23 protein-coding genes and 1 tRNA gene are annotated in these 20,894 nt (G+C 54.8%); 13 read left to right on the forward strand and 11 right to left on the reverse strand.

The window, feature by feature from the left end; translation table 11 throughout:
• Window positions 1–5 precede the first annotated feature (5 nt).
• Window positions 6–1,007 carry an NAD-dependent 4,6-dehydratase LegB gene (locus IT893_RS15840; RefSeq protein ID WP_064779759.1) on the reverse strand — a complete coding sequence of 334 codons (1,002 nt, stop codon included), beginning with the start codon at window positions 1,005–1,007 and terminating at the stop codon, window positions 6–8.
• A 330-nt stretch (window positions 1,008–1,337) separates the two neighbouring features.
• On the opposite strand from IT893_RS15840, the gene IT893_RS15845 reads away from it, so the two are divergent.
• Window positions 1,338–1,484 (forward strand): hypothetical protein, encoded by a 147-nt coding sequence (locus IT893_RS15845; protein WP_157097693.1) that lies wholly within the window; start codon window positions 1,338–1,340, stop codon window positions 1,482–1,484.
• A gap of 15 nt (window positions 1,485–1,499) precedes the next feature.
• On the opposite strand, the gene IT893_RS15850 is transcribed toward IT893_RS15845, so the two are convergent.
• Together IT893_RS15850 and IT893_RS15855 are read right to left on the reverse strand one after the other, a co-directional pair.
• Entirely contained in the window at window positions 1,500–2,687 is a 1,188-nt protein-coding gene (locus IT893_RS15850) for an alpha/beta fold hydrolase (RefSeq protein ID WP_252723976.1), read from the reverse strand.
• Window positions 2,584–3,384 (reverse strand): hypothetical protein, encoded by an 801-nt coding sequence (locus IT893_RS15855; RefSeq protein ID WP_197145888.1) that lies wholly within the window; start codon window positions 3,382–3,384, stop codon window positions 2,584–2,586. The genes IT893_RS15850 and IT893_RS15855 overlap by 104 nt, the downstream gene beginning before the upstream one ends.
• A gap of 329 nt (window positions 3,385–3,713) precedes the next feature.
• Here IT893_RS15855 and phaR point away from each other — a divergent pair, with 329 nt between their 5' ends.
• Window positions 3,714–4,331 carry a polyhydroxyalkanoate synthesis repressor PhaR gene (gene phaR / locus IT893_RS15860; protein WP_197145890.1) on the forward strand — a complete coding sequence of 206 codons (618 nt, stop codon included), beginning with the start codon at window positions 3,714–3,716 and terminating at the stop codon, window positions 4,329–4,331.
• Here phaR and IT893_RS15865 read toward each other — a convergent pair.
• Window positions 4,297–4,545, reverse strand: coding sequence for a hypothetical protein (locus IT893_RS15865; RefSeq protein ID WP_197145892.1), 249 nt, complete (start codon window positions 4,543–4,545; stop codon window positions 4,297–4,299). The genes phaR and IT893_RS15865 overlap by 35 nt on opposite strands.
• 69 nt (window positions 4,546–4,614) lie before the next feature.
• Here IT893_RS15865 and IT893_RS15870 point away from each other — a divergent pair, with 69 nt between their 5' ends.
• Window positions 4,615–4,971 (forward strand): hypothetical protein, encoded by a 357-nt coding sequence (locus IT893_RS15870; RefSeq protein ID WP_008889413.1) that lies wholly within the window; start codon window positions 4,615–4,617, stop codon window positions 4,969–4,971.
• A gap of 168 nt (window positions 4,972–5,139) precedes the next feature.
• The gene (locus tag IT893_RS15875) at window positions 5,140–5,535 is read left to right on the forward strand and encodes a helix-turn-helix domain-containing protein (RefSeq protein ID WP_062956477.1); all 396 of its coding nucleotides are present in this window, start codon (window positions 5,140–5,142) and stop codon (window positions 5,533–5,535) included.
• 146 nt (window positions 5,536–5,681) lie between these two features.
• Here the strand turns inward: IT893_RS15875 and proB are convergent, their stop codons facing one another.
• From proB to rplU, 4 genes are all read right to left on the reverse strand, one after another.
• Complete coding sequence (gene proB, locus IT893_RS15880) at window positions 5,682–6,806, reverse strand: glutamate 5-kinase (protein WP_197145894.1); 1,125 nt, start codon at window positions 6,804–6,806, stop codon at window positions 5,682–5,684.
• Window positions 6,803–7,840, reverse strand: a complete 1,038-nt coding sequence (gene obgE, locus IT893_RS15885; RefSeq protein ID WP_197145896.1) for a GTPase ObgE — start codon at window positions 7,838–7,840, stop codon at window positions 6,803–6,805. The genes proB and obgE overlap by 4 nt, the downstream gene beginning before the upstream one ends.
• A gap of 167 nt (window positions 7,841–8,007) precedes the next feature.
• Window positions 8,008–8,268 (reverse strand): 50S ribosomal protein L27, encoded by a 261-nt coding sequence (rpmA, locus tag IT893_RS15890; RefSeq protein WP_008889409.1) that lies wholly within the window; start codon window positions 8,266–8,268, stop codon window positions 8,008–8,010.
• 35 nt (window positions 8,269–8,303) lie between these two features.
• Entirely contained in the window at window positions 8,304–8,615 is a 312-nt protein-coding gene (rplU, locus tag IT893_RS15895) for a 50S ribosomal protein L21 (protein WP_008889408.1), read from the reverse strand.
• A 316-nt stretch (window positions 8,616–8,931) separates the two neighbouring features.
• On the opposite strand from rplU, the gene IT893_RS15900 reads away from it, so the two are divergent.
• Window positions 8,932–9,021 (forward strand) — tRNA-Ser (locus IT893_RS15900).
• Between the two features lie 12 nt (window positions 9,022–9,033).
• On the opposite strand, the gene IT893_RS15905 is transcribed toward IT893_RS15900, so the two are convergent.
• On the reverse strand, window positions 9,034–9,774 hold the full coding sequence (locus IT893_RS15905; protein ID WP_197145898.1) for a glycosyltransferase domain-containing protein: 741 nt from the start codon (window positions 9,772–9,774) through the stop codon (window positions 9,034–9,036).
• A gap of 144 nt (window positions 9,775–9,918) precedes the next feature.
• Here IT893_RS15905 and asnB point away from each other — a divergent pair, with 144 nt between their 5' ends.
• Window positions 9,919–11,871 (forward strand): asparagine synthase (glutamine-hydrolyzing), encoded by a 1,953-nt coding sequence (asnB, locus tag IT893_RS15910; RefSeq protein WP_064779765.1) that lies wholly within the window; start codon window positions 9,919–9,921, stop codon window positions 11,869–11,871.
• Between the two features lie 34 nt (window positions 11,872–11,905).
• On the opposite strand, the gene mntR is transcribed toward asnB, so the two are convergent.
• Window positions 11,906–12,331, reverse strand: a complete 426-nt coding sequence (gene mntR / locus IT893_RS15915) for a manganese-binding transcriptional regulator MntR (protein WP_197145900.1) — start codon at window positions 12,329–12,331, stop codon at window positions 11,906–11,908.
• Between the two features lie 141 nt (window positions 12,332–12,472).
• Between mntR and IT893_RS15920 the strand changes: the two genes are divergently transcribed.
• Genes IT893_RS15920 through IT893_RS15935 form a run of 4 tightly spaced genes read left to right on the forward strand, consistent with a single transcriptional unit; the run spans window position 12,473 to window position 16,485 of the window.
• Window positions 12,473–13,447 carry a metal ABC transporter solute-binding protein, Zn/Mn family gene (locus IT893_RS15920; protein WP_197145908.1) on the forward strand — a complete coding sequence of 325 codons (975 nt, stop codon included), beginning with the start codon at window positions 12,473–12,475 and terminating at the stop codon, window positions 13,445–13,447.
• Window positions 13,448–13,502: 55 nt separating this feature from the next.
• The gene (locus IT893_RS15925) at window positions 13,503–14,303 is read left to right on the forward strand and encodes a metal ABC transporter ATP-binding protein (protein WP_252723977.1); all 801 of its coding nucleotides are present in this window, start codon (window positions 13,503–13,505) and stop codon (window positions 14,301–14,303) included.
• A 5-nt stretch (window positions 14,304–14,308) separates the two neighbouring features.
• Complete coding sequence (locus IT893_RS15930) at window positions 14,309–15,538, forward strand: metal ABC transporter permease (protein WP_197145910.1); 1,230 nt, start codon at window positions 14,309–14,311, stop codon at window positions 15,536–15,538.
• Window positions 15,535–16,485, forward strand: coding sequence for a metal ABC transporter permease (locus tag IT893_RS15935; RefSeq protein WP_197145912.1), 951 nt, complete (start codon window positions 15,535–15,537; stop codon window positions 16,483–16,485). Before IT893_RS15930 ends, IT893_RS15935 begins: the two co-directional genes overlap by 4 nt.
• A 52-nt stretch (window positions 16,486–16,537) precedes the next feature.
• Here the strand turns inward: IT893_RS15935 and IT893_RS15940 are convergent, their stop codons facing one another.
• Entirely contained in the window at window positions 16,538–17,605 is a 1,068-nt protein-coding gene (locus IT893_RS15940; RefSeq protein WP_197145914.1) for a siderophore-interacting protein, read from the reverse strand.
• Window positions 17,606–17,788: 183 nt separating this feature from the next.
• Here IT893_RS15940 and IT893_RS15945 point away from each other — a divergent pair, with 183 nt between their 5' ends.
• From IT893_RS15945 to IT893_RS15955, 3 genes are all read left to right on the forward strand, one after another.
• The gene (locus tag IT893_RS15945) at window positions 17,789–18,640 is read left to right on the forward strand and encodes a GNAT family N-acetyltransferase (protein WP_252723978.1); all 852 of its coding nucleotides are present in this window, start codon (window positions 17,789–17,791) and stop codon (window positions 18,638–18,640) included.
• Between the two features lie 423 nt (window positions 18,641–19,063).
• The gene (locus tag IT893_RS15950) at window positions 19,064–19,903 is read left to right on the forward strand and encodes a motility protein A (protein ID WP_252723979.1); all 840 of its coding nucleotides are present in this window, start codon (window positions 19,064–19,066) and stop codon (window positions 19,901–19,903) included.
• Between the two features lie 44 nt (window positions 19,904–19,947).
• Window positions 19,948–20,883, forward strand: coding sequence for an OmpA family protein (locus tag IT893_RS15955; RefSeq protein WP_197145918.1), 936 nt, complete (start codon window positions 19,948–19,950; stop codon window positions 20,881–20,883).
• The last annotated feature ends 11 nt before the right edge of the window (window positions 20,884–20,894 follow it).

The following is a 20,894-nucleotide window of genomic DNA, read 5'->3' on the forward strand; positions in this document are numbered from 1 at the left end:
CCTCGTTAAATTGTGTATTGACCAATGCGATACTGTGCGAGATTTTCGGGCGATGAAAACCACGTAATTGTCTCGGCAAGTCCCTGTTTCAAACCTTCCCGACCACCAATTCTGGGCTCCCAATCCAATAACGATTTGGCTACTGAGGCATCCGCAAGCAGACGCTCTACTTCACTCGCTTCCGGACGAATACGTTCATTCTTGGAAATAATTTCCACTTCTGCATTCATGATTTCGGCAACCAGCTCAACCATATCACCCACCGAAATTTCATAGCCACTACCGATATTGATAACTTTGCCGACAGATGCTTTCCCGTCAAGAATAGCAATCATTCCTTGAACGGTATCTTTCACAAAGTTGAAGTCCCTGGTTGGACTGAGCGCGCCAAGCTCAATTGTTTTTTTGCCACCAGCGATCTGTGTAATTACTGTCGGAATTACCGCACGTGCGGATTGACGGGGGCCGTATGTATTGAATGGTCGGGCAATAGCCACCGGAACTTCGAACGAGCGCCAATAAGACATGGCAATTTGGTCCGCGCCAATTTTGCTCGCTGAATATGGCGATTGCCCAACCAGTGGGTGCTCTTCTGTAATTGGGACAAACTGGGCTGTTCCGTACACTTCACTGGTTGAAGTATGCATAATCTTCTCGACACCCAAGTCTCGAGCCGCCTGGACGACGTTAAGCGTTCCCACAACGTTCACGTCAACATAGGAATGTGGAGCAACGTAGGAATATGGAATTGCAATCAAGGCCGCCAAATGCATGACGGCACCACAACCTGTCATCGCATTTCTTACGCAGATCGGATCACGAACGTCGCCAGAAACGACTTCGATTGCATCCTTAATTTCCTGTGGCGCCTGATCCAGCCATCCCCAACTATCAAACGAATTGTATAGGACAAGAGCTTTAACTTCGCGACCTTGACGAACAAGCTCCTCCACGAGATGGGAACCAATGAAGCCATCTGCACCAGTTACAAGGATTTTCCCGTTCACAGCTTTTCCTTTATAGTTACCTTCATAATTTTCGCTCCCTGCCCAAATTAGTGCATGCGCAGAGAAAACAATTCACTTTGCAAGCGATACAGAAAAATACATTTTTTTAACATCCACTTGTGTAAACAAATTTGCACTTTCTTCGCTAGATAAAAAATGCGCCCACTCAGGCAAATTTGATAGTCAAAGCTTGTTCGATTAGCATTTGCATACACGCCAAACAATGACGAATAACCAATATCAATGTAGCCCCCATAAAGTTAAATCAGCATCCACACCCAAGAATAGAAATACAAACTGACAATTTATCCTTTGCGCGGTGAACCTACATTGACCGACTTGCACTTAACTCGGATCACCCGGGTGTTGTTTGTCGGACGTGTGATCCTGACCCTGATCATCATCGCCCTTCTGGCGCGCCTGACCCTGCGCTGGGCGCCAGAGCGCGCCCAACTTGCAACCGAAAGCCCCGATTAAAAGCGGGCTTTCGGGTTAGCCTGCAAGCCAATCAACCACCGGCTTCCAGGTGGATTTTTCCGCACGTGATCCGACCATCATGCCGATATGCCCGGCAGAGGGATGAAGTTCAGTGCGGAGATCTTCGGGGCAGGCATCAAAAAGCGCCTGCGCGCTTTCGGGTGGGACGATGCGGTCATTTTCCGGGATCACAGCCAGCACCGGACAGGACAAGTCCGCCGGGTTGATATCGATGCCGTCAATCTGCCACTGGCCTTTGGCCGGGCGGTTTTCAACATACCAGCCAATCAGGCAATCAACCGCGACCCGGCGCGGAAGCGGAACGCCGTCATTCAGCCAGTCTTCGAGGGCGACAAAATCCTGTGCCTTGGTTGAATCCATTGCCATGGCCTGAAAACGCCGGAACTTTTCGCCCATCATGAAGGGATCGAGGCTGGCAAACAGGCTTTGCAGCACATCGACCGGAAGCGTGTCATGGATCGCCAGCATTTGCGGCAGCGAGGGCGCAAAGGCCGCAGCAATGCGTGACTGGGTCGGACCGGCGGCCATGAAGTCCCACGGGGTTGCCAGCAGAACAAGCTTTGACACCTGTGCCGGATCGAGAAGTGTCGCCGCAAGGGCAACAACCCCGCCCATGCAATAGCCCACCACCGGCACCGGCCCGCCATTGATATCGGCGACATCCTGAAGAATGGTGACCAGACGGCCAGCGACATAATCATCAAGGCCAAAGTTGGCCTCATCCATGCCGGGATAGCCCCACTCGACCAGAAGCGGGCGATAGCCGCATTTGGCGAGATAGCGCGCAAAGCTTCGCTTTTCATTGAGATCAAGGATATAGCCACGATTGACCAGCGACGGCACAAGCAGGACAACTTCGCCGGTTTTCGCCGCCTTGTTGTCAGAAGTCACGCCATAGTCATACACCCGCGTCGATCCCTCTTCCCAGACGGTCGGGATATCTTTGCGGTCCTGATCGCGTGGGCGGCGATAGGGATGGCGTTGATAGGCGCGCACCCCGTCATGGAACCCGGCATGGCGATCAAAGGCGACACGATCAAGCGCCTGTGCGACATCATCAGGGTGATAGGCTTCGAGCTCAGCCAGAAGACTTTCCGCCTGATCCTTCAGTTCCGGCTTCCAGGGCAGCAATTGTTTCAGAAAGATCGGCAATGCGGCGCGCGAGCTGAGCCAGCTCGTCATCTCGACTGCCAGATGCATCGGAAGCGGTCTTGGCCCCGCCCGCCTCTGATTTTCGCGTTTTGGCGGAAGCGGTTTTTGTTTTGGCGGACTGATCATTCTTCCCCTGCCCCTTTGTAGCATTTTTTGCAGCACGTTTTGTTTTGGAAGTCTTGTTGGCTTCATTGGTAGCGGATGTTTGTGCGCTGTCTTTATCGGATGTCTGTCCAGCAGCATCCGCGACATCCGGTTCGGCTTTTGCATTGTCTGGTTTGGGCGTCATCCCGGCCATACCGGCCATCGCCGACATATCGGACGCAAACGGCATGCCCGCGAACGGGGATGCCGGCAGTTCGCGTGCGGCCTTGGCCATCTGATCCATCATTGCCTGCAACGGATTGGCGGCTGCCATGGCATCGCCCATCGGGTTGTTGATTGGATTTCCAACACCGGATGCAGGATGTTGGCCCATCGCCATTTGACCAATCAGCTTGCCCCAGGCTTCAAAGCCTTCGCCCATGCGGGTGGTATCGGCACCAAGGGATGCATAAAGGCGCCCGATGGCACTGGCAGCATGGGCGCCGTCGGCGGTAGCGGCGACCTGTTGGCGCCAGAGTTCAAGAAACTGCCGGGCAAGTTGGTCAAGCCGTTCGTCATCGGGGTCCGAAAACCCCGCACCTGTTTCTTCGGATTGGTTCGTGCCGTTTGTCCGCTTGGCCATCGGCGATACCTTCATTACTGCTTGATGCAAAGCATATCTGCTGGAGAACACTATAGAATGTTGGCGTGCATGAGAAAACGAATTCCCGTGCTGTGCTGCAGCAAACCTTATTCAAAGTTGTTTTTCGCACTGCACTTCGCGTTGAATACTGGACACATTGGAAAATTCGCGGCACTCTCACAGTCTTCTGAGCGAATGCAAAATCGAAAATGCTGCGCAACATCGTAAACGCAACAATGTGAATTGCCGGGGCGCAAAGCAGGTGGAACGACACCACCAGAAGGTTCGCCAGACATACGTCCGGGAAACAGGGAAGCAGGAAAGACGCCATGACCAACAAGAAATCAGATGATCAGGACCGCATCGTTATCAAGAAATATGCGAACCGCCGCCTCTATAACACGGCGACCAGTTCCTATGTGACGCTTGATCACCTTTCGCAGATGGTCAAAGACAATACCGACTTTGTTGTCTATGACGCGAAATCGGGTGAAGACATCACCCGTCCGGTCCTTACCCAGATTATTGTCGAGGAAGAAAACAAGGGGCAGAACCTTCTGCCGATCAGCTTCCTGCGCCAATTGATCGGTTTTTATGGAGACAGCCTTCAGGGGCTGGTGCCGAGCTACCTTGAACAGGCAATGCGCGCCTTTGGCCATAATCAGGAACAGATGCGCGAATATATGCAGGGCACCATGCAGGGCATGTTCCCGTTTGGCCAGTTCGAGGAAATGAACAAACAGAACATCGCGCTGTTTGAACAGACGATGAAAATGTTCTCGCCCTTCATGCAGGATGAAAACGGTGAGCCGACCGGCGAAGGCCTGAAAAAGCCGACAGCCCCCGGTGCTGCGAAATCCGACGCGTCGCTTGATGAGCTGAAAAGCCAGCTTGAAGCCATGCAGGCGCAGCTTAACAATCTTGCCGGTGGCAAATCCGGCAAATAAGGCCCCCGGCCCGCATCCCCGGCACCGAGATCAAAAAGGCGAAGCTGCCATAGCGCACTTCGCCTTTTTTCATGCCCGCATGAGATCGGGCGGCAAACAATGCCCCGCCGAACGGCCAAGCCGTCCGGCACCAATCCTGCATAAATTTTTCGTTAACACTTTTAGAACGCCCGGCACCGCCGAAAGGCGGCAATTTTTGCCGGGTGAATGCCATGACCACGCACCAAAACCCACGGAGTCCCGAAATACACAGGCAACAATGACCCAATAAACCGAAAAACACATGACCGCGATCACACCGATTTCCATGCTCCCGGCCCGCAGGACCGAAACTGCGAGCAGTGGAACCGATGGTCCTGCCGGGATCGGGATCGAGCAACTGACGCAATTTTCACCTGTTGAAAAAATTGCGCAGGGTGGTGGCGCGTGGCTGCAACCCCATGATCTTGTGGGCAGTGCAGCATTCTGGACCCAGCTTCTGGGTCAGATCCTACCTCAGGAAAACCTTTTGCAACCGCCGGTCATTCAGTCTGCGCATGCCAGCTATGCGCTTCATCACAAACCAGACAGCGTAGAAACGAACGTCTTTTTTTCGCCTTCTGCACTAGACAAAGACAGCTCGATTGACCTATATAGCTAGCTTCTGGCGGAAAGCTGTAATGATTATCTGACCAATGTTCAGGTACAGGTCATCAAAATCGCAGTGCCTGAAAGGTGCCGCGATGGGTGTGACATATCGGGAAAAACAACGAACCCGACAGCATCCGAAGTGGGGAATAATAACTGGCGGTTGATAACGGATTATAAAATGACTGAGAATGCTCAAAACGAAGAACCGAAACGCGCAAACCGCGCCACAGACACTGACCGTTATGTTGGTCAGCGCATCCGCGAACGTCGCATCATGCTGGGTCTTTCCCAGCAGCAAATGGCGGATCTGATTGGCGTTACCTATCAGCAGGCTCACAAATACGAGCGCGGCATTAACCGCATCTCTGCTGGTCGCCTTTATGAGATCTCCCAGGTCCTGGGCGTTCCGGTAAGCTATTTCTATGAAGGCCTGGAAGGCAATCAGGAAACCGAGCTCAATGCGCGTCAGCGTATGTGCCTGGAACTTGCGCGTAACTTCGCAAGCATCAAGCACGAGAAGCATCAGGAAGCACTGAGCCAGATGGCTCGCGCTCTTGCCGATCAGGCTGCTTAAGTCCACATATCCGGACCATAGTGCCACCGCAAAAAAGGCTGTCCTCTGTATTCCGGAGGCCAGCCTTTTTTATGCTCGGTTCGCAGATGCAAAAAAGGGACGCGAACGTCCCCTTTGGGTCTGCTGGAATTGTGCAGGGTTTGCGCCTAGCCCTCGACCAGCACCAGATCATCGGAATGAATGATGGCGTTGCCGCGCGTAAAGCCAAGGGTTGCTTCGATATCGGCCGATGCATGGCCCATCAGAAGCCGGGTTTCCTCCGCGCCATAGGATGTGATGCCGCGCGCGATCTGCATCCCGTCAGGCCCCAGCACCCGCACAGCATCCCCATGCTTGAACCGGCCATCGACGCCAGTTATTCCCGCCGCCAGAAGGTTCTTGCCGGCCGCCAGGGCCTTGGCCGCCCCGGCATCGACAATGATGGCTCCTGACGCCTTGAGCGAGGTCGCAATCCAGTGACGACGTGCGGCCAAAGGACTTTCACTCGGCAGGAAGACGGTATTGGGGGCGCCTTCAAGCTGGGCTTTCAGCGGATGATAGATGGTGCCGCGCGCAATGATCATGCGGCAGCCGGCCTTCATGGCGATTTCAGCAGCCTGAAGTTTGGTCACCATCCCGCCGGAGCTGTACATAGTCGGCGCAACACCGGCCATACTAAAAATCTCTGGCGTCAGTTCGCGGACCTCGGGGATCAGTTCGGCATCCGGGTTCTTGCGCGGATCGGCGGTATAAAGACCATCGATGTCAGAGAGCAGAACCAAAGTATCGGCCGAAATCATGTGCGCGACCTTGGCACCCAGACGATCATTATCGCCAAAGCGGATTTCCTCGGTCGCGACGGTATCATTTTCGTTGATCAGCGGAATGGCGCCATGGCCAAGCAGGGCATTGAGCGTCCCACGGGCATTCAGGTAGCGACGACGGCCTTCCATGTCCTCAAGTGTCACCAATACCTGTGCCATGGTCAGGCCATTGCGACCAAGCGCCTCCTGCCAGACCTGTGACAGGCTGATTTGTCCGGTGGCGGCGGCGGCCTGCTTGTCGGCCAGACTGATCGTACGGTGATCAAGGCCAAGCAAACGACGGCCAAGTGCGATTGCGCCGCTGGAGACCACAATCACCTCGACCCCGCGTTCACGCAGAAGGGCGATGTCATCAGCCAATGCTTCAAGCCAGGCACGACGCAGCTTGCCGGTATTTTCATCAACCAGCAGGGCCGAACCCACCTTGATGATCAGGCGCTTTGCATCCGCCAGGGCATTGCTTGTCACGGCTGGAAGCCCTCTTCTTCGCGGCCTTCCCTCGCACGGCGTTCACGCTCCCCATCAATATAGGCGCGGATTTCGCGATGGATTTCCTTCAAGCCCTGCTGGGTCACGCCGGATACGATATAGACCTTTTTGCCAATACCCTTTTCAAGGATCTGGCGCTGCTCCTCGACCATTTCGGGCAGGAGCTGATCAGCCTTGGACAGGACGACGATTTCGGGCTTTTCGACGAGTTCTTCGGCGTAGCCTTCAAGCTCTTCACGCACCGTCTTGTAGGTTGCGACCGGATCTTCTTCGGCGCAATCAATCAGGTGGACCAGAACTTCGCAGCGTTCGATATGGCCAAGGAAACGGGTACCGATGCCCTTGCCTTCGGATGCGCCTTCGATCAGGCCGGGAATATCGGCCAGAACAAATTCATGATCATCGACATTCACCACGCCCAGCTGCGGATGCAGGGTGGTGAAGGGATAATCGGCGATTTTCGGACGCGCATGCGAGGATGCGGCAAGGAAGGTTGACTTGCCGGCATTGGGCAGACCAACAAGACCGGCATCGGCGATCAGCTTCAGGCGCAGCCACACCCACATTTCCTCTGCCGGCCAGCCTTCTTCGGCACGACGCGGTGCCTGGTTGGTGGAGGATTTGAAATGCGTGTTACCGCGGCCGCCATCGCCCCCCCGGCACAGCAGATAGGTCTGGCCCGGTTCGATCATATCGACAATCAGGGTTTCGCGATCTTCGGCGAGAACCTGTGTTCCGACCGGGACCTTGATCGTGATGGATTTGCCGGAACGGCCAGTACGCTGCCGGCCCATGCCATGCATGCCGACTTCGGCCTTGAAGTGCTGCTGATAACGGAAATCGATCAGAGTGTTGAGGTTCTCGACCGCCTCGAGGATGATATCGCCACCCCGGCCGCCATCGCCGCCGTCCGGCCCGCCATACTCGATATATTTTTCACGGCGGAAGCTGACCGAACCGGCACCGCCGCGGCCACTGCGCACATAAATCTTGGCTTCATCGAGAAACTTCATAACCGGTCCTTCGGGCGCACCCGTTTATCACTTTATATTGGCTCCCCGGTGCGCGAGGGACGCGCAGCGACGGGGTCCGAAATTCTATATCACATAAAACAAGGGAGGAATGATTGCTCATTCCTCCCTCGAAAATCTTGCTACGTATCGCGCAGCCGACGGGAGGCTTACGCCTCGGCCGGAACGACGGTTACGTAGGTACGACCCTTGAAGCCCGACTTGAACTGGACAGAACCGTTCACAGTCGCAAACAGGGTGTGGTCTTTGGCGAGGCCAACATTGTCACCGGCATGGAACTTGGTGCCACGCTGACGAACGAGAATGTTGCCTGCAACAACTGCCTGACCACCGAATTTTTTAACGCCGAGACGGCGACCTTCGGAGTCACGACCGTTGCGCGAACTACCACCAGCTTTCTTATGAGCCATGAAACTCTCCTAAAACTGCATCTCAACCTGATAAATCAGGCTTTGATGTCCTTGATGCGCAGAACAGTCAGGTTCTGGCGATGACCATTTTTACGACGGTAGTTATGCCGGCGCTTTTTCTTGAAAACGATCACCTTGTCGCCCTTGGCCTGCTCGAGAACTTCTGCGGTAACAGAAGCACCTTTGACCAACGGAGCACCAACCTTCGGCGCACCGTCGCCAGCAACCATGAGAACTTCTTCAAGTTTCACGGTGTCACCGGCCTGGGCAGCGATCTTTTCGACTTTGATAACGTCGTTGGCAGCAACTTTATACTGTTTGCCGCCAGTTTTGATGATTGCGTACATCTAAAAGTTCCTGAAAAACATTCTGGAAACACAAACGCGCAGCTCGGTGCCGCTGCTAACAGATACCGAACCGCTGCGAAGAACGGGTGAATTACCGCTTTTGCCCCAAAGAGTCAACCACAGAGTGACCTTTTACGCCGCCCGGGATCGCATGCCAAAGCCGCAGATTTGAGCGAGCTTGCCAGACTTGCAAACCGGTTCAAACATCGCGCCCCAAAAGCCCAGGCAAAAGAGTTCGGTGAAATTTGAGATTTCCCTCTTGCAATCTGGCGCTCATCCCGGTAAACACCGCCTCGAACGCCAAGACCACACATGCGGAGAGGTGCCGGAGTGGTCGAACGGGGCGGTCTCGAAAACCGTTGTACTAGCAATAGTACCGTGGGTTCGAATCCCACCCTCTCCGCCAAACTCTGCATTTCTATTTCTCAAAGCTTAGATACCTCGGTTGTCGCATGCGCTGAAATCGCTTGCGCATTGATTTACCGATACGCGTCCAAAATGATCGGTGGTGCGACCGGGTGCGAAAGTACTGTCGCTTCATACTTTGTGGAAACGCAGAGGGAGAAAACCCTTTGCACCAGCAAACATACGGCAGTGAGAGCTGATCACGTTTGCTTTCCTTTCCAAGCTCATCGAACCAAAGATCACCTAGCTCCATGACCTTAGCCTCATTGTGCCGACGTAATATCAGGTTGTTTTCGTAGAGTGGCGCAGGATCAGAGAGCCCCTCAGCACGGTACTTTTCCTCCTGCCTTTCGAAAACATCTGGTGCATCATATCCCATACGAGAACATTCGCTGAATTCGTCATAGAGGTTACTTCGGAAAGGATGCTCGGAAACGGCAAAGCTCGGCCACCCCAAAGCTTCAAGAAGTTCACTCGGGTCTCGTTCAAATCTTGCATTTCCATCTATATAAACCGAATAGTCATAGTCTGGAAAAAAGAGGTGTGGCTTTAGCTTTGGCAAACGGGAGTACCGCGTCAGGTCAAGGCCTGGATTATCGAAGAGACGAACTTGCCACCGAGAGCGACGCAGGAGCCGTTTCCAGAGAGATGGCTTCTTGTCAGTCAGCAGCACAAAGTCCCAGCCAGGGAAGGGTGGCAAGGAACGAACGTCGTCATAACCACCGACAATCACGGTGTAAATCACCTTGCGCATGGATACCTTTCTGACTATTAGCCAAGGGTAGAGCCCGCCATCTGGCCGGGCACGAACGGCAAGTGTTATAGCCCGCCGAATTCGGCGGCACAAGCGGGCCGAACCAACAAAAACCTGACCGAAGGCTTGGGATAGCGGGAAACTATGTGTGGTTTTGCAGGCCTATATAAGGCCAACACAGCGATGGATCAGAGCCAGCTTGTAGGGCAGTTGCAAGCTGCCGGACAGACGATCATACATCGCGGACCAGACGACAAAGGTTTCTGGACTGATGCTGATGGTCATATCGGATTGGCTTTTCGACGACTTGCCATTCAGGATCTTAGCGAAGCTGGGCGCCAACCAATGCAGTCCGGTTGCGGGCGTTATGTAATCGCCTTCAATGGTGAAATCTACAACCATATGGACCTGAGGCGCATCCTCGAAACTGAAAACCCAGCACATCATGATTGGCGCGGGCACTCTGACACCGAAACGCTTGTCGCAGCTATTGCTCATTGGGGATTAGACAAAACACTATCAATACTTGATGGCATGTTCGCATTTGCCCTTTGGGACAAAAAGCAGAAGTCACTCACGCTTGCGCGCGATCCTTTTGGCGAGAAGCCGTTATATTACGCTGCGTTTGATGGTGCGGTCGCGTTCGCGTCGGAAATCAAGGCACTGCCATCACTCGGTGTACCGAATGGGGAGATCGATGACGGCGCGCTCGCAAGCTTCCTGCGTCACCGATATATCCCCGCGCCAAGGACAATCTGGAAGCACGTCCGCAAACTCCGGGCTGGAGAATTTGTTCGCTGGTCAGTTGAAACCGGAAATGAACCCGTTCACCACCAGTACTGGGATGGTGAACACGAAGCTCTTACTGCTTACGAAAACCCTTTCCAAGGCTCACGAGCAGACGCCAAAGCTCAATTATCCGAGATGCTCGGAACACTCACCAAAAGGCGTTTGATTGCTGATACACCGCTTGGATGCTTTCTTTCGGGCGGGATCGATTCATCCCTGATAACCGCATTGGCTTCGAAGGCTTCACAAGGCCGAGTGGGAAGCTACACAATACGATTTGATGATCCGCGCTACAATGAAGCAGATCATGCCCGAAAGGTTGCTGATCATCTGGGAACCGACCATCACGAGGTTCGTGGATCTGCGGAGGAAGCGGCAAAAATGGTTCCACAACTTGCACAGGTCTGGGACGAACCATTCGCTGATCCATCACAAATTCCGACCCTGCTACTTTGCCGAAAGACACGAGAGCATGTGACAGTCGCCCTGTCCGGCGACGGTGGCGATGAATTTTCCTTTGGCTATGGCCGTTACGCGATTGTTAAGTCAGGCTGGGACACCCGAAAGGGTTCCAGGCGAGGTTCACGGAAGAGCTTCTTCCCTTGGAGGCAGATAGACAACGCATTGGGTCTGCTGCGCGGCAAACCAAGCGTCAAAGCCCGGCGAAGCTACACAAAAATGCTACGCGACAGCGCAGAAACACTGTCGGTCTATAATCATCATCACAGCAGTTTCTGGCGCCATGGAGTTCCGATCAACCCTGCGTATCTTAATGACACTATGGTGATTGACGACATCTGGCCGCTATCGCCAGAAGCAGTTTTGACTTTGCCCATTGCTAACAGCCTTATGGTCGCCGATAGCCTTTGCTACCTGCCCGAAGACCTGATGGTAAAGGTCGATCGTGCATCAATGAGCACCTCGCTTGAGACACGCACCCCGTTCCTAAACCGTGATCTTGCGAAACTCTGCTGGTCATTACCGCAATCGTGGAACGAAGGCCAAGATGGTCGATTGAAGGCTCTGCTGCGCGACATCCTTTATGACCATGTACCCGCCGAACTAGTTGATCGCCCGAAACAAGGTTTTGATCCACCAATTAGAGATTGGTTGCGTGACAACTTGAGGTCTTGGGCCACAGAGCAGATTGAAGAGATGCCTGAAGCACTTCAAAGTCGGCTCAACATGCCTGAAATCGAGAAATGCTTCGAAGACCATCAGCGAGGCGCAAACCTTGAAGGCGAGCTTTGGCCAATCCTGATGTTATCAGCTTGGGGACAAAAAAACCTAACCATGTTTGAGGCTTAACTGGAGGAGCAACAAAAATTCACGATTAGCTTATTTACTTCAATCGAGAGTCAAACACCCGCAAAGTCTCCTCACTCACATGATGCTCGATACCTTCGGCATCGAACTCAGCGACCTTGGGATCGACCCCAATAGAGACGAGGAAGTTATAGACGATCTGGTGGCGTTCGCGACACTTTTTGGCGAGGGTTTCGCCTTTTTCTGTCAGGAAGATCGAGCGGTAGGGGCGTGAGGTGACATAGCCGTCCCGCTCCAGACGTTTGATGGTGTTATTCACCGTGGCCGCCGTTACGCCGAAGCGCTCGGCAAGGGCGACAGAGCGTGCCTCGCCTTCTTCGGCGATCAGATCGCCGATCATTTCCACGTAGTCTTCGGTCACTTCGCGGGCATGCGCGTCGCGCAGGCGCGCAAAAACTTCGGCCTTGTTATGACGCGGGTTAAGCTGGGTGTCTTCGCCCATTGAATTCTCCAATCCAGACTCCTGAAACCTTCATAACAAGTAAGTTGGCAAATAGCAATTTAGCCTTGACTAACTTTAAAAGTCCGCACATAAATAGGGGACATTTACCAGAGTAATTCCAATTAGCTTTCGGATGCCCTGATGCCGTTTTTCCCCTTTGCCCAACCTTTTGCTCGTTACCTTGCCGCACTTGCCATTGCGCTGTTTGTTGCCGCGGGTGTTGCCAATGCGAAGCCGCTGAATGTCGTTGCGACCACATCGATGATTGCCGATGCCGCGCGTCAGGTCGCAGGCGATCGGGCGGAGGTCACAGCACTCATGGGCCCGGGTGTGGATCCGCATTCCTATCGTCAGACGCGAAGCGATATTGCCGCGCTGGCGCGTGCCGATCTTGTTTTGTGGCATGGCCTTTATCTGGAGGCACAGCTTGAAGAGTTCTTCCTTGATCTTGGCAAACGGCGCAACGTGGTTGCGGTTGGCGAAGCCGTGGCACGCGAAAAGCTTCTGAGCCATGCGGACTATGAAGGCCGGTTTGATCCGCATGTCTGGATGGATCCGAAGCTCTGGGAAACCGTCGTTTACGCGGTGCGTGACGCCCTGATTGCGACCGATCCCGATGGTGAGGCCACCTATAATGCCAATGCCGATGCCCATGTGGCCGAGATCGAAAAACTGGTCGACTACATGACATCCGTCACCGCCACCGTGCCAAAGCAAAGCCGCGTGCTGTTGACCGCCCATGATGCGTTTAGCTATTTCGGACGTGGCTATGATTTCGATGTGCTGGGCATTCAGGGCATCTCAACAGAGTCTGAAGCCGGCCTTCGTCGGGTAGAGGAACTGGTCGACACCATTGTCGAGCGCAAGATATCAGCCGTCTTTGTCGAAAGCTCCGTCCCGGAACGCAATGTGCGTGCCCTGATCGAAGGGGCTTCTGCCCGTGGTCAGGACGTTACCATTGGTGGTACGCTTTATTCCGATGCGATGGGTGATCCGGGCACATATGAAGGCACCTATATCGGCATGATTGATCACAATGCGACATTGATCACCCGTGCCCTTGGCGGCGATGCCCCCGAAGACGGTTTTCAGGGTAAGCTTGCGGCCGGATCATAACCGCTTCACATATTAATCCGGATGGCATGACGCAAAACGACGCAGGATACACACCATGAGCAGCGCCAAACTGGTTGCAGAATCAGGCAAGATACTGGACGTCGCATCCAAGGACGCACCGCTGACCGTGCGCGGCCTTACGGTATCTTATGGCAATAAGCCGGCTGTGTTTTCCGTTGATGCATCGATCCCGGCGGGCTCCATGACCGCGATCATCGGCCCGAATGGTGCCGGCAAGTCGACCTTCCTCAAAGGTGCACTTGGTGTGGTGCCGTGTCTTTCAGGCGAAGTGCGCATTTTCGGCAAGCTGTTTGAAGATGCCCGTGACCGTGTGGCCTATGTACCGCAGCGCGCCAGTGTCGATTGGGATTTTCCAGCACGCGTCATCGACGTTGTCCTGATGGGACTTTATGGATCGGTCGGGCTGTTTCGCCTGTGGCGGGCGCGCCATCGGGAACAGGCGATGGAGTGCCTGAAACGGGTTGGCATGGCCGATTTTGCAGATCGCCAGATCGGGCAGCTTTCCGGCGGACAGCAGCAGCGCGTTTTCCTGGCGCGCGCCTTGGCGCAGAATGCCGAGTTCTATTTGCTTGATGAGCCATTTGCCGGGGTCGATGCCGCGACTGAGCGCGCAATTGTTTCAGTGCTGAAGGAACTTAAATCCGAAGGCCGCACAGTGGTTTGCGTGCATCATGATCTTTCGACCGTGGCCGAATATTTTGACCGGGTTCTGCTGATCAATGTCCGGCGCATTGCCGAAGGTCCGGTCGAGACGACGTTCACCGCCGAGAACCTTCAGGAAACCTATGGCGGGCGACTTGCCGCCACCCACATCGATGAATTGCATCTGGCGTAACGCACATGGGATTTGGTGATTATTTCATAAGCGCCCTTTTCCTGCAGGCTGGTTACAACAGCGCGCTTGTTGCCATTGGTGCGGGTTTGCTTGGCCTTTCGGCTGGCAGTGCCGGTGCGTTTATTTTCCTGCGCAAGCGGGCCTTGGTTTCCGATGCAATCAGCCACGCCACCCTGCCCGGTGTCGGGCTTGCTTTTATCATCATGGTGGCGTTTGGCAGTGACGGGCGCTGGTTACCTGGGCTTATTCTGGGATCGGCGATTTCATCGGCCATCGGGCTTTTGATGGTCGAATGGATCACCCGCAAAACACGCCTGACCGAAGATGCCGCCATCGGTGCCGTGCTGTCGGTATTTTTCGGCTTTGGCATCGTTCTGTTGACCGTGATCCAGACCATGTCATCAGGCCGTCAGGCCGGGCTTGAAAACTTCCTGCTGGGTTCCACCGCCGGGATGCTGATTTCAGAGGCCACCACCATCGCCGTTGCCGGGGCCATGGCGGCAGGCTTTGTTTTCCTGCTTCGGCGTCCGATGACGCTGGTGGCATTTGATCCGGAATATGCCGCGACCACTGGGGTTAATGTCCGCAATATCGACTTGGCCATGATGGGGCTTGCCCTGATTGTTACGGTGATCGGGCTTAAGATCGTCGGCCTTATCCTGATTGTCGCGCTTTTGATTATTCCGCCGGTGGCGGCGCGCTTTTGGACCAATCAGGTCGGCAAGATGATCGGGATTGCCGCCGTCATTGGCGGTCTTTCGGGTTATGTCGGGGCGGTATTATCGGCCGCGCACGCAGCGCTTCCGACCGGACCGATCATTGTTCTGGTGGCCTTCGGGTTCTTTATGATCTCTGCTCTGTTTTCGCCGTTACGTGGCGGACTGGCATCGGCGTTGCGGCATCAGCGGTTTCAGCGCCGGGTGCATCGCCGGCAAGGCTTGCTGTCGCTCGCACGCCGAGAACCAATTTATGACGGGCTGACCATTCGTATCCTGCGCCGTGCCGGGATGATCCGCGCAGACGGCGTTGCCACCGCACGCGGTCGGATTGCCGCAGAAAAGGCTGCCCATGACGAGGCCCGCTGGGCGATGGCGCGCCGGATGCTGCCCGATGATTCCGCCATTGAACGCTATGACGGGCTGACCCCGATTGAACGGATGATGACGCCAGACCAGATCGCCGAGATTGATCGCATGATCCAGAACGCGCAAGCCAGCCAGGGAGCAAAGGCATGATCGATGATCTGATCACAGCCCTTGGCGCGGAGTTTGTGCAGCTGAGCCTTACACCGATTGTGATTGGCACGCTGGCCGCCATTGCCTGTGCGCTTCCGGGTAATTTCCTTTTGCTCCGCCGTCAGGCCCTGATTGGTGATGCGATCAGTCACGTTGTCCTGCCCGGTATTGTGGCGGCCTTTCTGGTGACCGGCACCATCACCGCCGTTCCGATGATGCTGGGCGCAGGGGCGGCTGCAATCATTGCCGTGGTGATGATCGAAATCGTCAAGCGCCTTGGACGGGTTGAACCGGGGGCGGCGATGGGACTGGTTTTCACCACGCTCTTTGCCGCTGGTGTTTTGTTCCTCGAAATTACCGATACCAGTTCTGTGCACATCGATGTGCAGCACGCGTTGCTCGGCAATCTCGAAAGCCTGATCTGGTTTGATGCCGAAGGCTGGGGATCGCTTTTGGATCCGGCTGCCCTTGCGACCCTGCCACCGCAATTACCGCGTTTGGCGGTTGTTCTGGTTGGGATTGTCCTGTTTATTTTCCTGTTCTGGAAAGAACTGAAAATCTCGACCTTCGATGCCGCCTTTGCAGGGGCGATTGGTATTCGCACCCGGCTCCTTGGCTTTGCGCTGGTGGTGGCAACGGCGGTTGCCGCCGTCGCGGCCTTTGATGCGGTCGGGTCAATTATCGTGATTGCGATGTTTGTCTGCCCGCCAGCGAGTGCGCGCCTGATGACCAATCAGTTGGCCCGCCAAGTCGGCTGGTCGGTCGTATTTGCCACCATCTCGGCCATTCTGGGTTATGTTTTGGCGGGGTATGGTCCGGGTTGGTTCGGATCGCCTTATGCGGTCAGTGCCGCGGGCATGATCGCGACGGTGTCAGGTGTGATTCTTATTCTGACATGCCTGTTTGGCCCGCAACGCAAACGCGTTGGCCAGCAGGCTGAAGCCTGACAGTTTCCGAACACGCAGTTGCCTTCAACAGGTATTCGCGGTGAGCCGGGATTTAACGCCCGGCCTTGCGCCAGAATGTCATTGCAACACAGCGATCACGATCAAGGCCACAATCCTTGCGCCAATAAGTGTGGATCGGCTTGTAATCAGCCTGTTCGACCCCGGCCCAGCAATAGACGCGATCATGCGCATCAGGAATTTCCACGGATCGAACAGCATCCTGAATCAGGCTGCGCGCAACAGGGTGTTGATCATCGCGAAACAGCCATTGAACCTTTATCTGACTGTCGGTGGGTACCGTGATAACGTCTGATCTGTTTGCGACTTCAATAATCGCGTGGCCGGTTACATGGTCCGGCATTTCGGCCAGATAGCGCCCAATCGCCGGCAAGGCGGTTTCATCACCGGCCAACAGAACCCAGTCGGCCTCGGGCAGTGCGGATCCCAAGGGGCCGGTCATCGCCACGACATCCCCGGGGCTTGCATGCATGGCAAAGGCCGAGCCGGGGCCATTATCGCCATGCATGACAAAGTCGACATCGATCCAGCCGGCCTTGGCATCGATTGCCCGGATCGTATAGACGCGTTGTTCGATGGTGTTTTCACCACTGGGCCAGACGGGCATGCCATTGTCGGCAAGGGTCGGCCATTGCGGATTTTGCTGCCCACGCGGCGGGATCAGAAGCCGGACATGGATACTGCCCGTGTCATAGGCATCAAGATCGCTGGCATGAAGGCGCAAGCGTCGCATATGCGGTGAAAGGTCGGTGATCTCGCCCACTGTCAGCTCGCAGAAATTAGGCAGTTTGCCGTTGCTTTTGCCCGCCCCCGTCCAGCGGCAATCAAGATCAGCACCGGGTGCCGCCCCCTGCAGGATGGAAATAATCGCCGACTTCATCTGGATGACATCGACCTCGGTTTCTGCACCGACTTCGACCTCAAGCGCGGTTTCCGTGCTGCTGAGCTGAATATGGCCGATGGAAACCGATATCCGTGTTTGATCCCCATCCCCTGTGACGTCGCAATCATGTTCGCGATAGAACGCGGCGGCCTGTTTGATCAGGGTCGCACTGTCTGGAAGTGCGATACGCGTTTTGGCCGTCAGAAGCGATGTGGACATGGGGCTCTCGGATAAAGGGGGCGGACAAGATGTGTTTGTCTGTAATAATAACAATGATAGGCATTCTCAATAAAAATTATCATTGATTTTAGCGGTGCGTGATAGATGTTTGGCACATGCGTTTGCCCTGTCAGTGGTGGCAAGTGCGACCTTGATCTGTTTATTGGAAGTCTGAACAAAGCGATGCCTGACAAAATCCGCCGTCTGAAATCATTCGAGTTTCCCCTTGCCGTTGAATGGGCTGCCAAAGAGGGCTGGAACCCCGGCCTTGCCGATGCAGAGGTATTTTTCAACACCGACCCGGAAGGGTTCTGGGGCGCGTTTGACAAACAGGGACTGGCGGCGGTGATTTCAGCAGTCCAGTACAGCTCGGACTTTGGCTTTGTCGGGTTTTACATCTGCCGCCCGGATCGTCGCGGGTCGGGTCTTGGCTATCGCCTGTGGCAGGCGGTGCTTGACGGTAGCGTTCCGAAAACCATCGGGCTTGATGGCGTTGTCGATCAACAGGACAATTACCGCAAATCGGGTTTTGAGTTTGCCCATCGCAACATTCGTTTTGGTGGCGTGATCACGGCCAGTGGCGAAACTCCAGATGATCTGTTCACACTTGCGGTCGATGACATTGCCATTGTTGATGCATTCGAGCAGACCTGTAACCTGTTCGCGGAAAGCCGGATTGAGTTCCTGCGTGGCTGGATTGGCAACGACAAACACAAAGCCCTTGCCTTGAAAGGCCCGCTGGGGCTTCGCGCATATGGCGTGATCCGTCCGTGCCTTGAAGGTCACAAGATCGGACCGCTATTTGCCCCCGATGCCACGGATGCAAAAACCCTGTTTGCGGCCCTTTTGCAAAGCCGGGATGATCAGGGTGGCAAGGTCTATCTCGATGTGCCTGAGCCCAATCAGGCCGCAATTGATCTGGCCACGGCCCATGGCATGGTGCCGGAGTTCGAGACGGCCCGCATGTATAAGGGGCCGGTGCCAAAACTTGATCTTGATATGACCTTCGGGATTTCGTCGTTCGAACTGGGCTAGTTTGAGCCAGATTTTTCGGCAAGTTTTACCGGCAAGTCCTTGCAAACATCAGAAAATGTCAGAATTCCGGTTCTGTTTGGGACTGTTTCCTTGGTGTAAAACCAAAGAGCCCCGCCACAGGAATAGAACTCACTTATTCTTAGGGCGGGGTTGAGTGCTGTTCGAAAGTCTGGCAACAAACATTTAACGCCATAAGTATATGCCTTTCTAAACCAAGGCAGTAACTTCATCGCCGAACGGCGATGATTATCGGCGGCATTTGGTCATTGTCGGCAAGAAGTTGCTGCAAGCATATGGAAAACCAGTAACACAGTCCCAATTTCAGGAGTGTAGTCCGCGTTTCATTTCCATCTGGCAGCCTTTCAAGCAGACGGTTTTCATCTGTGTGTCTGTCAGACCACTGATTAGTGTACGACCCACCACGTGTCGCCTGCCCCGCTTGGTAACGATGCGTTTGACGAACTTGTTTTAAGGCCGGATTTTAAAACCGACATGGATATAGCGACACTTATTGGAATTATCGCCGGGATGGGCGTTATTTTTGGCGCCATCTTGATGGGTGGCAGCCTTGATTCCTTTGTCGACCTTCCATCCGTCATGGTGGTGTTTGGCGGAACAGCCGCCGCCACCCTGATCAAATTCCCGATGCGTGATGTCGTCAAGTCGCTCAAGATCGGCATCGGCATTGCGTTCAAGAACCCCAAGGAAGACCCGCTTTCGATCTATGAAAAGGCAATCGAACTTGCCGGCATCGTCCGCAAGAACGGCCTTCTGGGACTTGAAAGCGTTGAAGTCGAAAATGAAATCATGGCACGCGGCATCCGCATGTGCGTCGATGGTCATAGCGGCGAGGTGATCCGCAGCTCGATCTCAAGCGAGGTGGAAAAATCCATCCAGAATGACGAGCTTGGCGAACTGATGTTCCGCGGTATCGGTGATACAGCCCCGGCATTCGGCATGATCGGGACACTGGTTGGTCTGGTGCAGATGCTGGCCAACCTCTCAGACCCGGATGCCATCGGCCCGGCCATGGCGATTGCCATGCTGACCACGTTCTATGGCGCTGTTCTGGCCAACCTGATCGCGCTTCCGGTTGCCGACAAACTGGCCCTTAAGGTTGATCGTTTGAAAAACACCAAACAGCTGATCATTGAATCGGTGGTGCAGATCCAGGCCAGCCAGAGCCCGATGGTGATGAAGGAAATCCTCGGTCCCTATCTTCCGGGTGGCATTCCGGCCGATCCTGAAGACGGTGGTGCATGATCATGATGGCAGCGGTCATTCAGGCAGCAGACTGGGCATAGGCGATGGCAAAGAAACCAGCAGCAGGCGCACCGGCTTGGATGGCGACATTCGCCGATCTGATGTCGTTGCTGCTTGTCCTGTTTGTGCTGTTGCTGACCTTCGCCGAGATGGATGTCATTCGCTACAAACAGATTGCCGGTTCGGTCAAGGCGGCCTTTGGTTTTTCCCAACAAGATCAGCTTGCAGGCGTGATCGAGCTTGATGGCTCGATCGTTGGCAAATCGCTTAAGGCGCCAACACCCGATACCCCGCGTGTGGTGTCGGAAATTCCGCAGGCCGAGACCCCGGAAGTTGAAAGCAACGAAACCGACAGCAAGGAAGAAAAGGCCGAGGCGCTTGAAGAAACGCTTGGCAAGGTTCTTGATAATATGGGCCTTCAGGATCAGGTCGGGCTGGAGCGCATCGACGGCGAGGTTGTCATGCGTTTCCCCAACGAACTGGCCTTTCCGTCCGGATCATCGGGCATGACAGATGAATTTGCCGCCATCCTGAACCGCGTTGCCCCGGTGATCAACCAGACCGCCGGCGAAATTTTTGTCGCCGGTCATACCGATAACGTTCCTGTTTCGGCGTCGTCTCCCTATATATCGAACTGGGACCTGTCAGCGGCACGTGCGACATCGGTTCTGCATTTTCTGATCGATCAGAATGGTACGGATCCAAGCCGCATGGTCATTCAGGGATATGGCGACAGTCGGCCACTGGCGACCAACGATACCCCCGAGGGGCGGGCGACCAACCGTCGGGTCGAAATAACCATTGAAATGGTCGAGACCAATTTCGACGCCAACAGTGCATCAGAAGGCGGCGAATTCAGAGCCCCGTCAAACGGTGGAGAAGACTTTGATGAGGGTGCAAATCCGGGAACCGGTGATGCCACCAGAAATCCGCACTCTGAAGCACGGCGTACTTTCAGCATTCCGTCTGAGAGCCCCTGACAGAAATCTGC

It is taken from the genome of Thalassospira sp. A40-3 (assembly GCF_015871485.1).
Classification (GTDB): domain Bacteria; phylum Pseudomonadota; class Alphaproteobacteria; order Rhodospirillales; family Thalassospiraceae; genus Thalassospira; species Thalassospira tepidiphila.

Excerpts from the sequence above, each read along its gene's own strand:
- IT893_RS15855 (WP_197145888.1), bottom strand. The coding sequence starts at position 3,384 with ATGGCCAAGCGGACAAACGGCACGAACCAATCCGAAGAAACAGGTGCG.
- IT893_RS15935 (WP_197145912.1), top strand. The coding sequence starts at position 15,535 with ATGATCGATGATCTGATCACAGCCCTTGGCGCGGAGTTTGTGCAGCTG.
- IT893_RS15940 (WP_197145914.1), bottom strand. The coding sequence starts at position 17,605 with ATGTCCACATCGCTTCTGACGGCCAAAACGCGTATCGCACTTCCAGAC.
- IT893_RS15925 (WP_252723977.1), top strand. The coding sequence starts at position 13,503 with ATGAGCAGCGCCAAACTGGTTGCAGAATCAGGCAAGATACTGGACGTC.
- phaR (WP_197145890.1), top strand. The coding sequence starts at position 3,714 with ATGACCAACAAGAAATCAGATGATCAGGACCGCATCGTTATCAAGAAA.
- IT893_RS15865 (WP_197145892.1), bottom strand. The coding sequence starts at position 4,545 with ATGGCATTCACCCGGCAAAAATTGCCGCCTTTCGGCGGTGCCGGGCGT.
- IT893_RS15850 (WP_252723976.1), bottom strand. The coding sequence starts at position 2,687 with ATGACGAGCTGGCTCAGCTCGCGCGCCGCATTGCCGATCTTTCTGAAA.
- IT893_RS15945 (WP_252723978.1), top strand. The coding sequence starts at position 17,789 with ATGCCTGACAAAATCCGCCGTCTGAAATCATTCGAGTTTCCCCTTGCC.
- asnB (WP_064779765.1), top strand. The coding sequence starts at position 9,919 with ATGTGTGGTTTTGCAGGCCTATATAAGGCCAACACAGCGATGGATCAG.
- IT893_RS15870 (WP_008889413.1), top strand. The coding sequence starts at position 4,615 with ATGACCGCGATCACACCGATTTCCATGCTCCCGGCCCGCAGGACCGAA.
- IT893_RS15905 (WP_197145898.1), bottom strand. The coding sequence starts at position 9,774 with ATGCGCAAGGTGATTTACACCGTGATTGTCGGTGGTTATGACGACGTT.
- IT893_RS15955 (WP_197145918.1), top strand. The coding sequence starts at position 19,948 with ATGGCAAAGAAACCAGCAGCAGGCGCACCGGCTTGGATGGCGACATTC.
- IT893_RS15875 (WP_062956477.1), top strand. The coding sequence starts at position 5,140 with ATGACTGAGAATGCTCAAAACGAAGAACCGAAACGCGCAAACCGCGCC.
- obgE (WP_197145896.1), bottom strand. The coding sequence starts at position 7,840 with ATGAAGTTTCTCGATGAAGCCAAGATTTATGTGCGCAGTGGCCGCGGC.
- rpmA (WP_008889409.1), bottom strand. The coding sequence starts at position 8,268 with ATGGCTCATAAGAAAGCTGGTGGTAGTTCGCGCAACGGTCGTGACTCC.
- mntR (WP_197145900.1), bottom strand. The coding sequence starts at position 12,331 with ATGGGCGAAGACACCCAGCTTAACCCGCGTCATAACAAGGCCGAAGTT.
- IT893_RS15930 (WP_197145910.1), top strand. The coding sequence starts at position 14,309 with ATGGGATTTGGTGATTATTTCATAAGCGCCCTTTTCCTGCAGGCTGGT.
- rplU (WP_008889408.1), bottom strand. The coding sequence starts at position 8,615 with ATGTACGCAATCATCAAAACTGGCGGCAAACAGTATAAAGTTGCTGCC.
- IT893_RS15920 (WP_197145908.1), top strand. The coding sequence starts at position 12,473 with ATGCCGTTTTTCCCCTTTGCCCAACCTTTTGCTCGTTACCTTGCCGCA.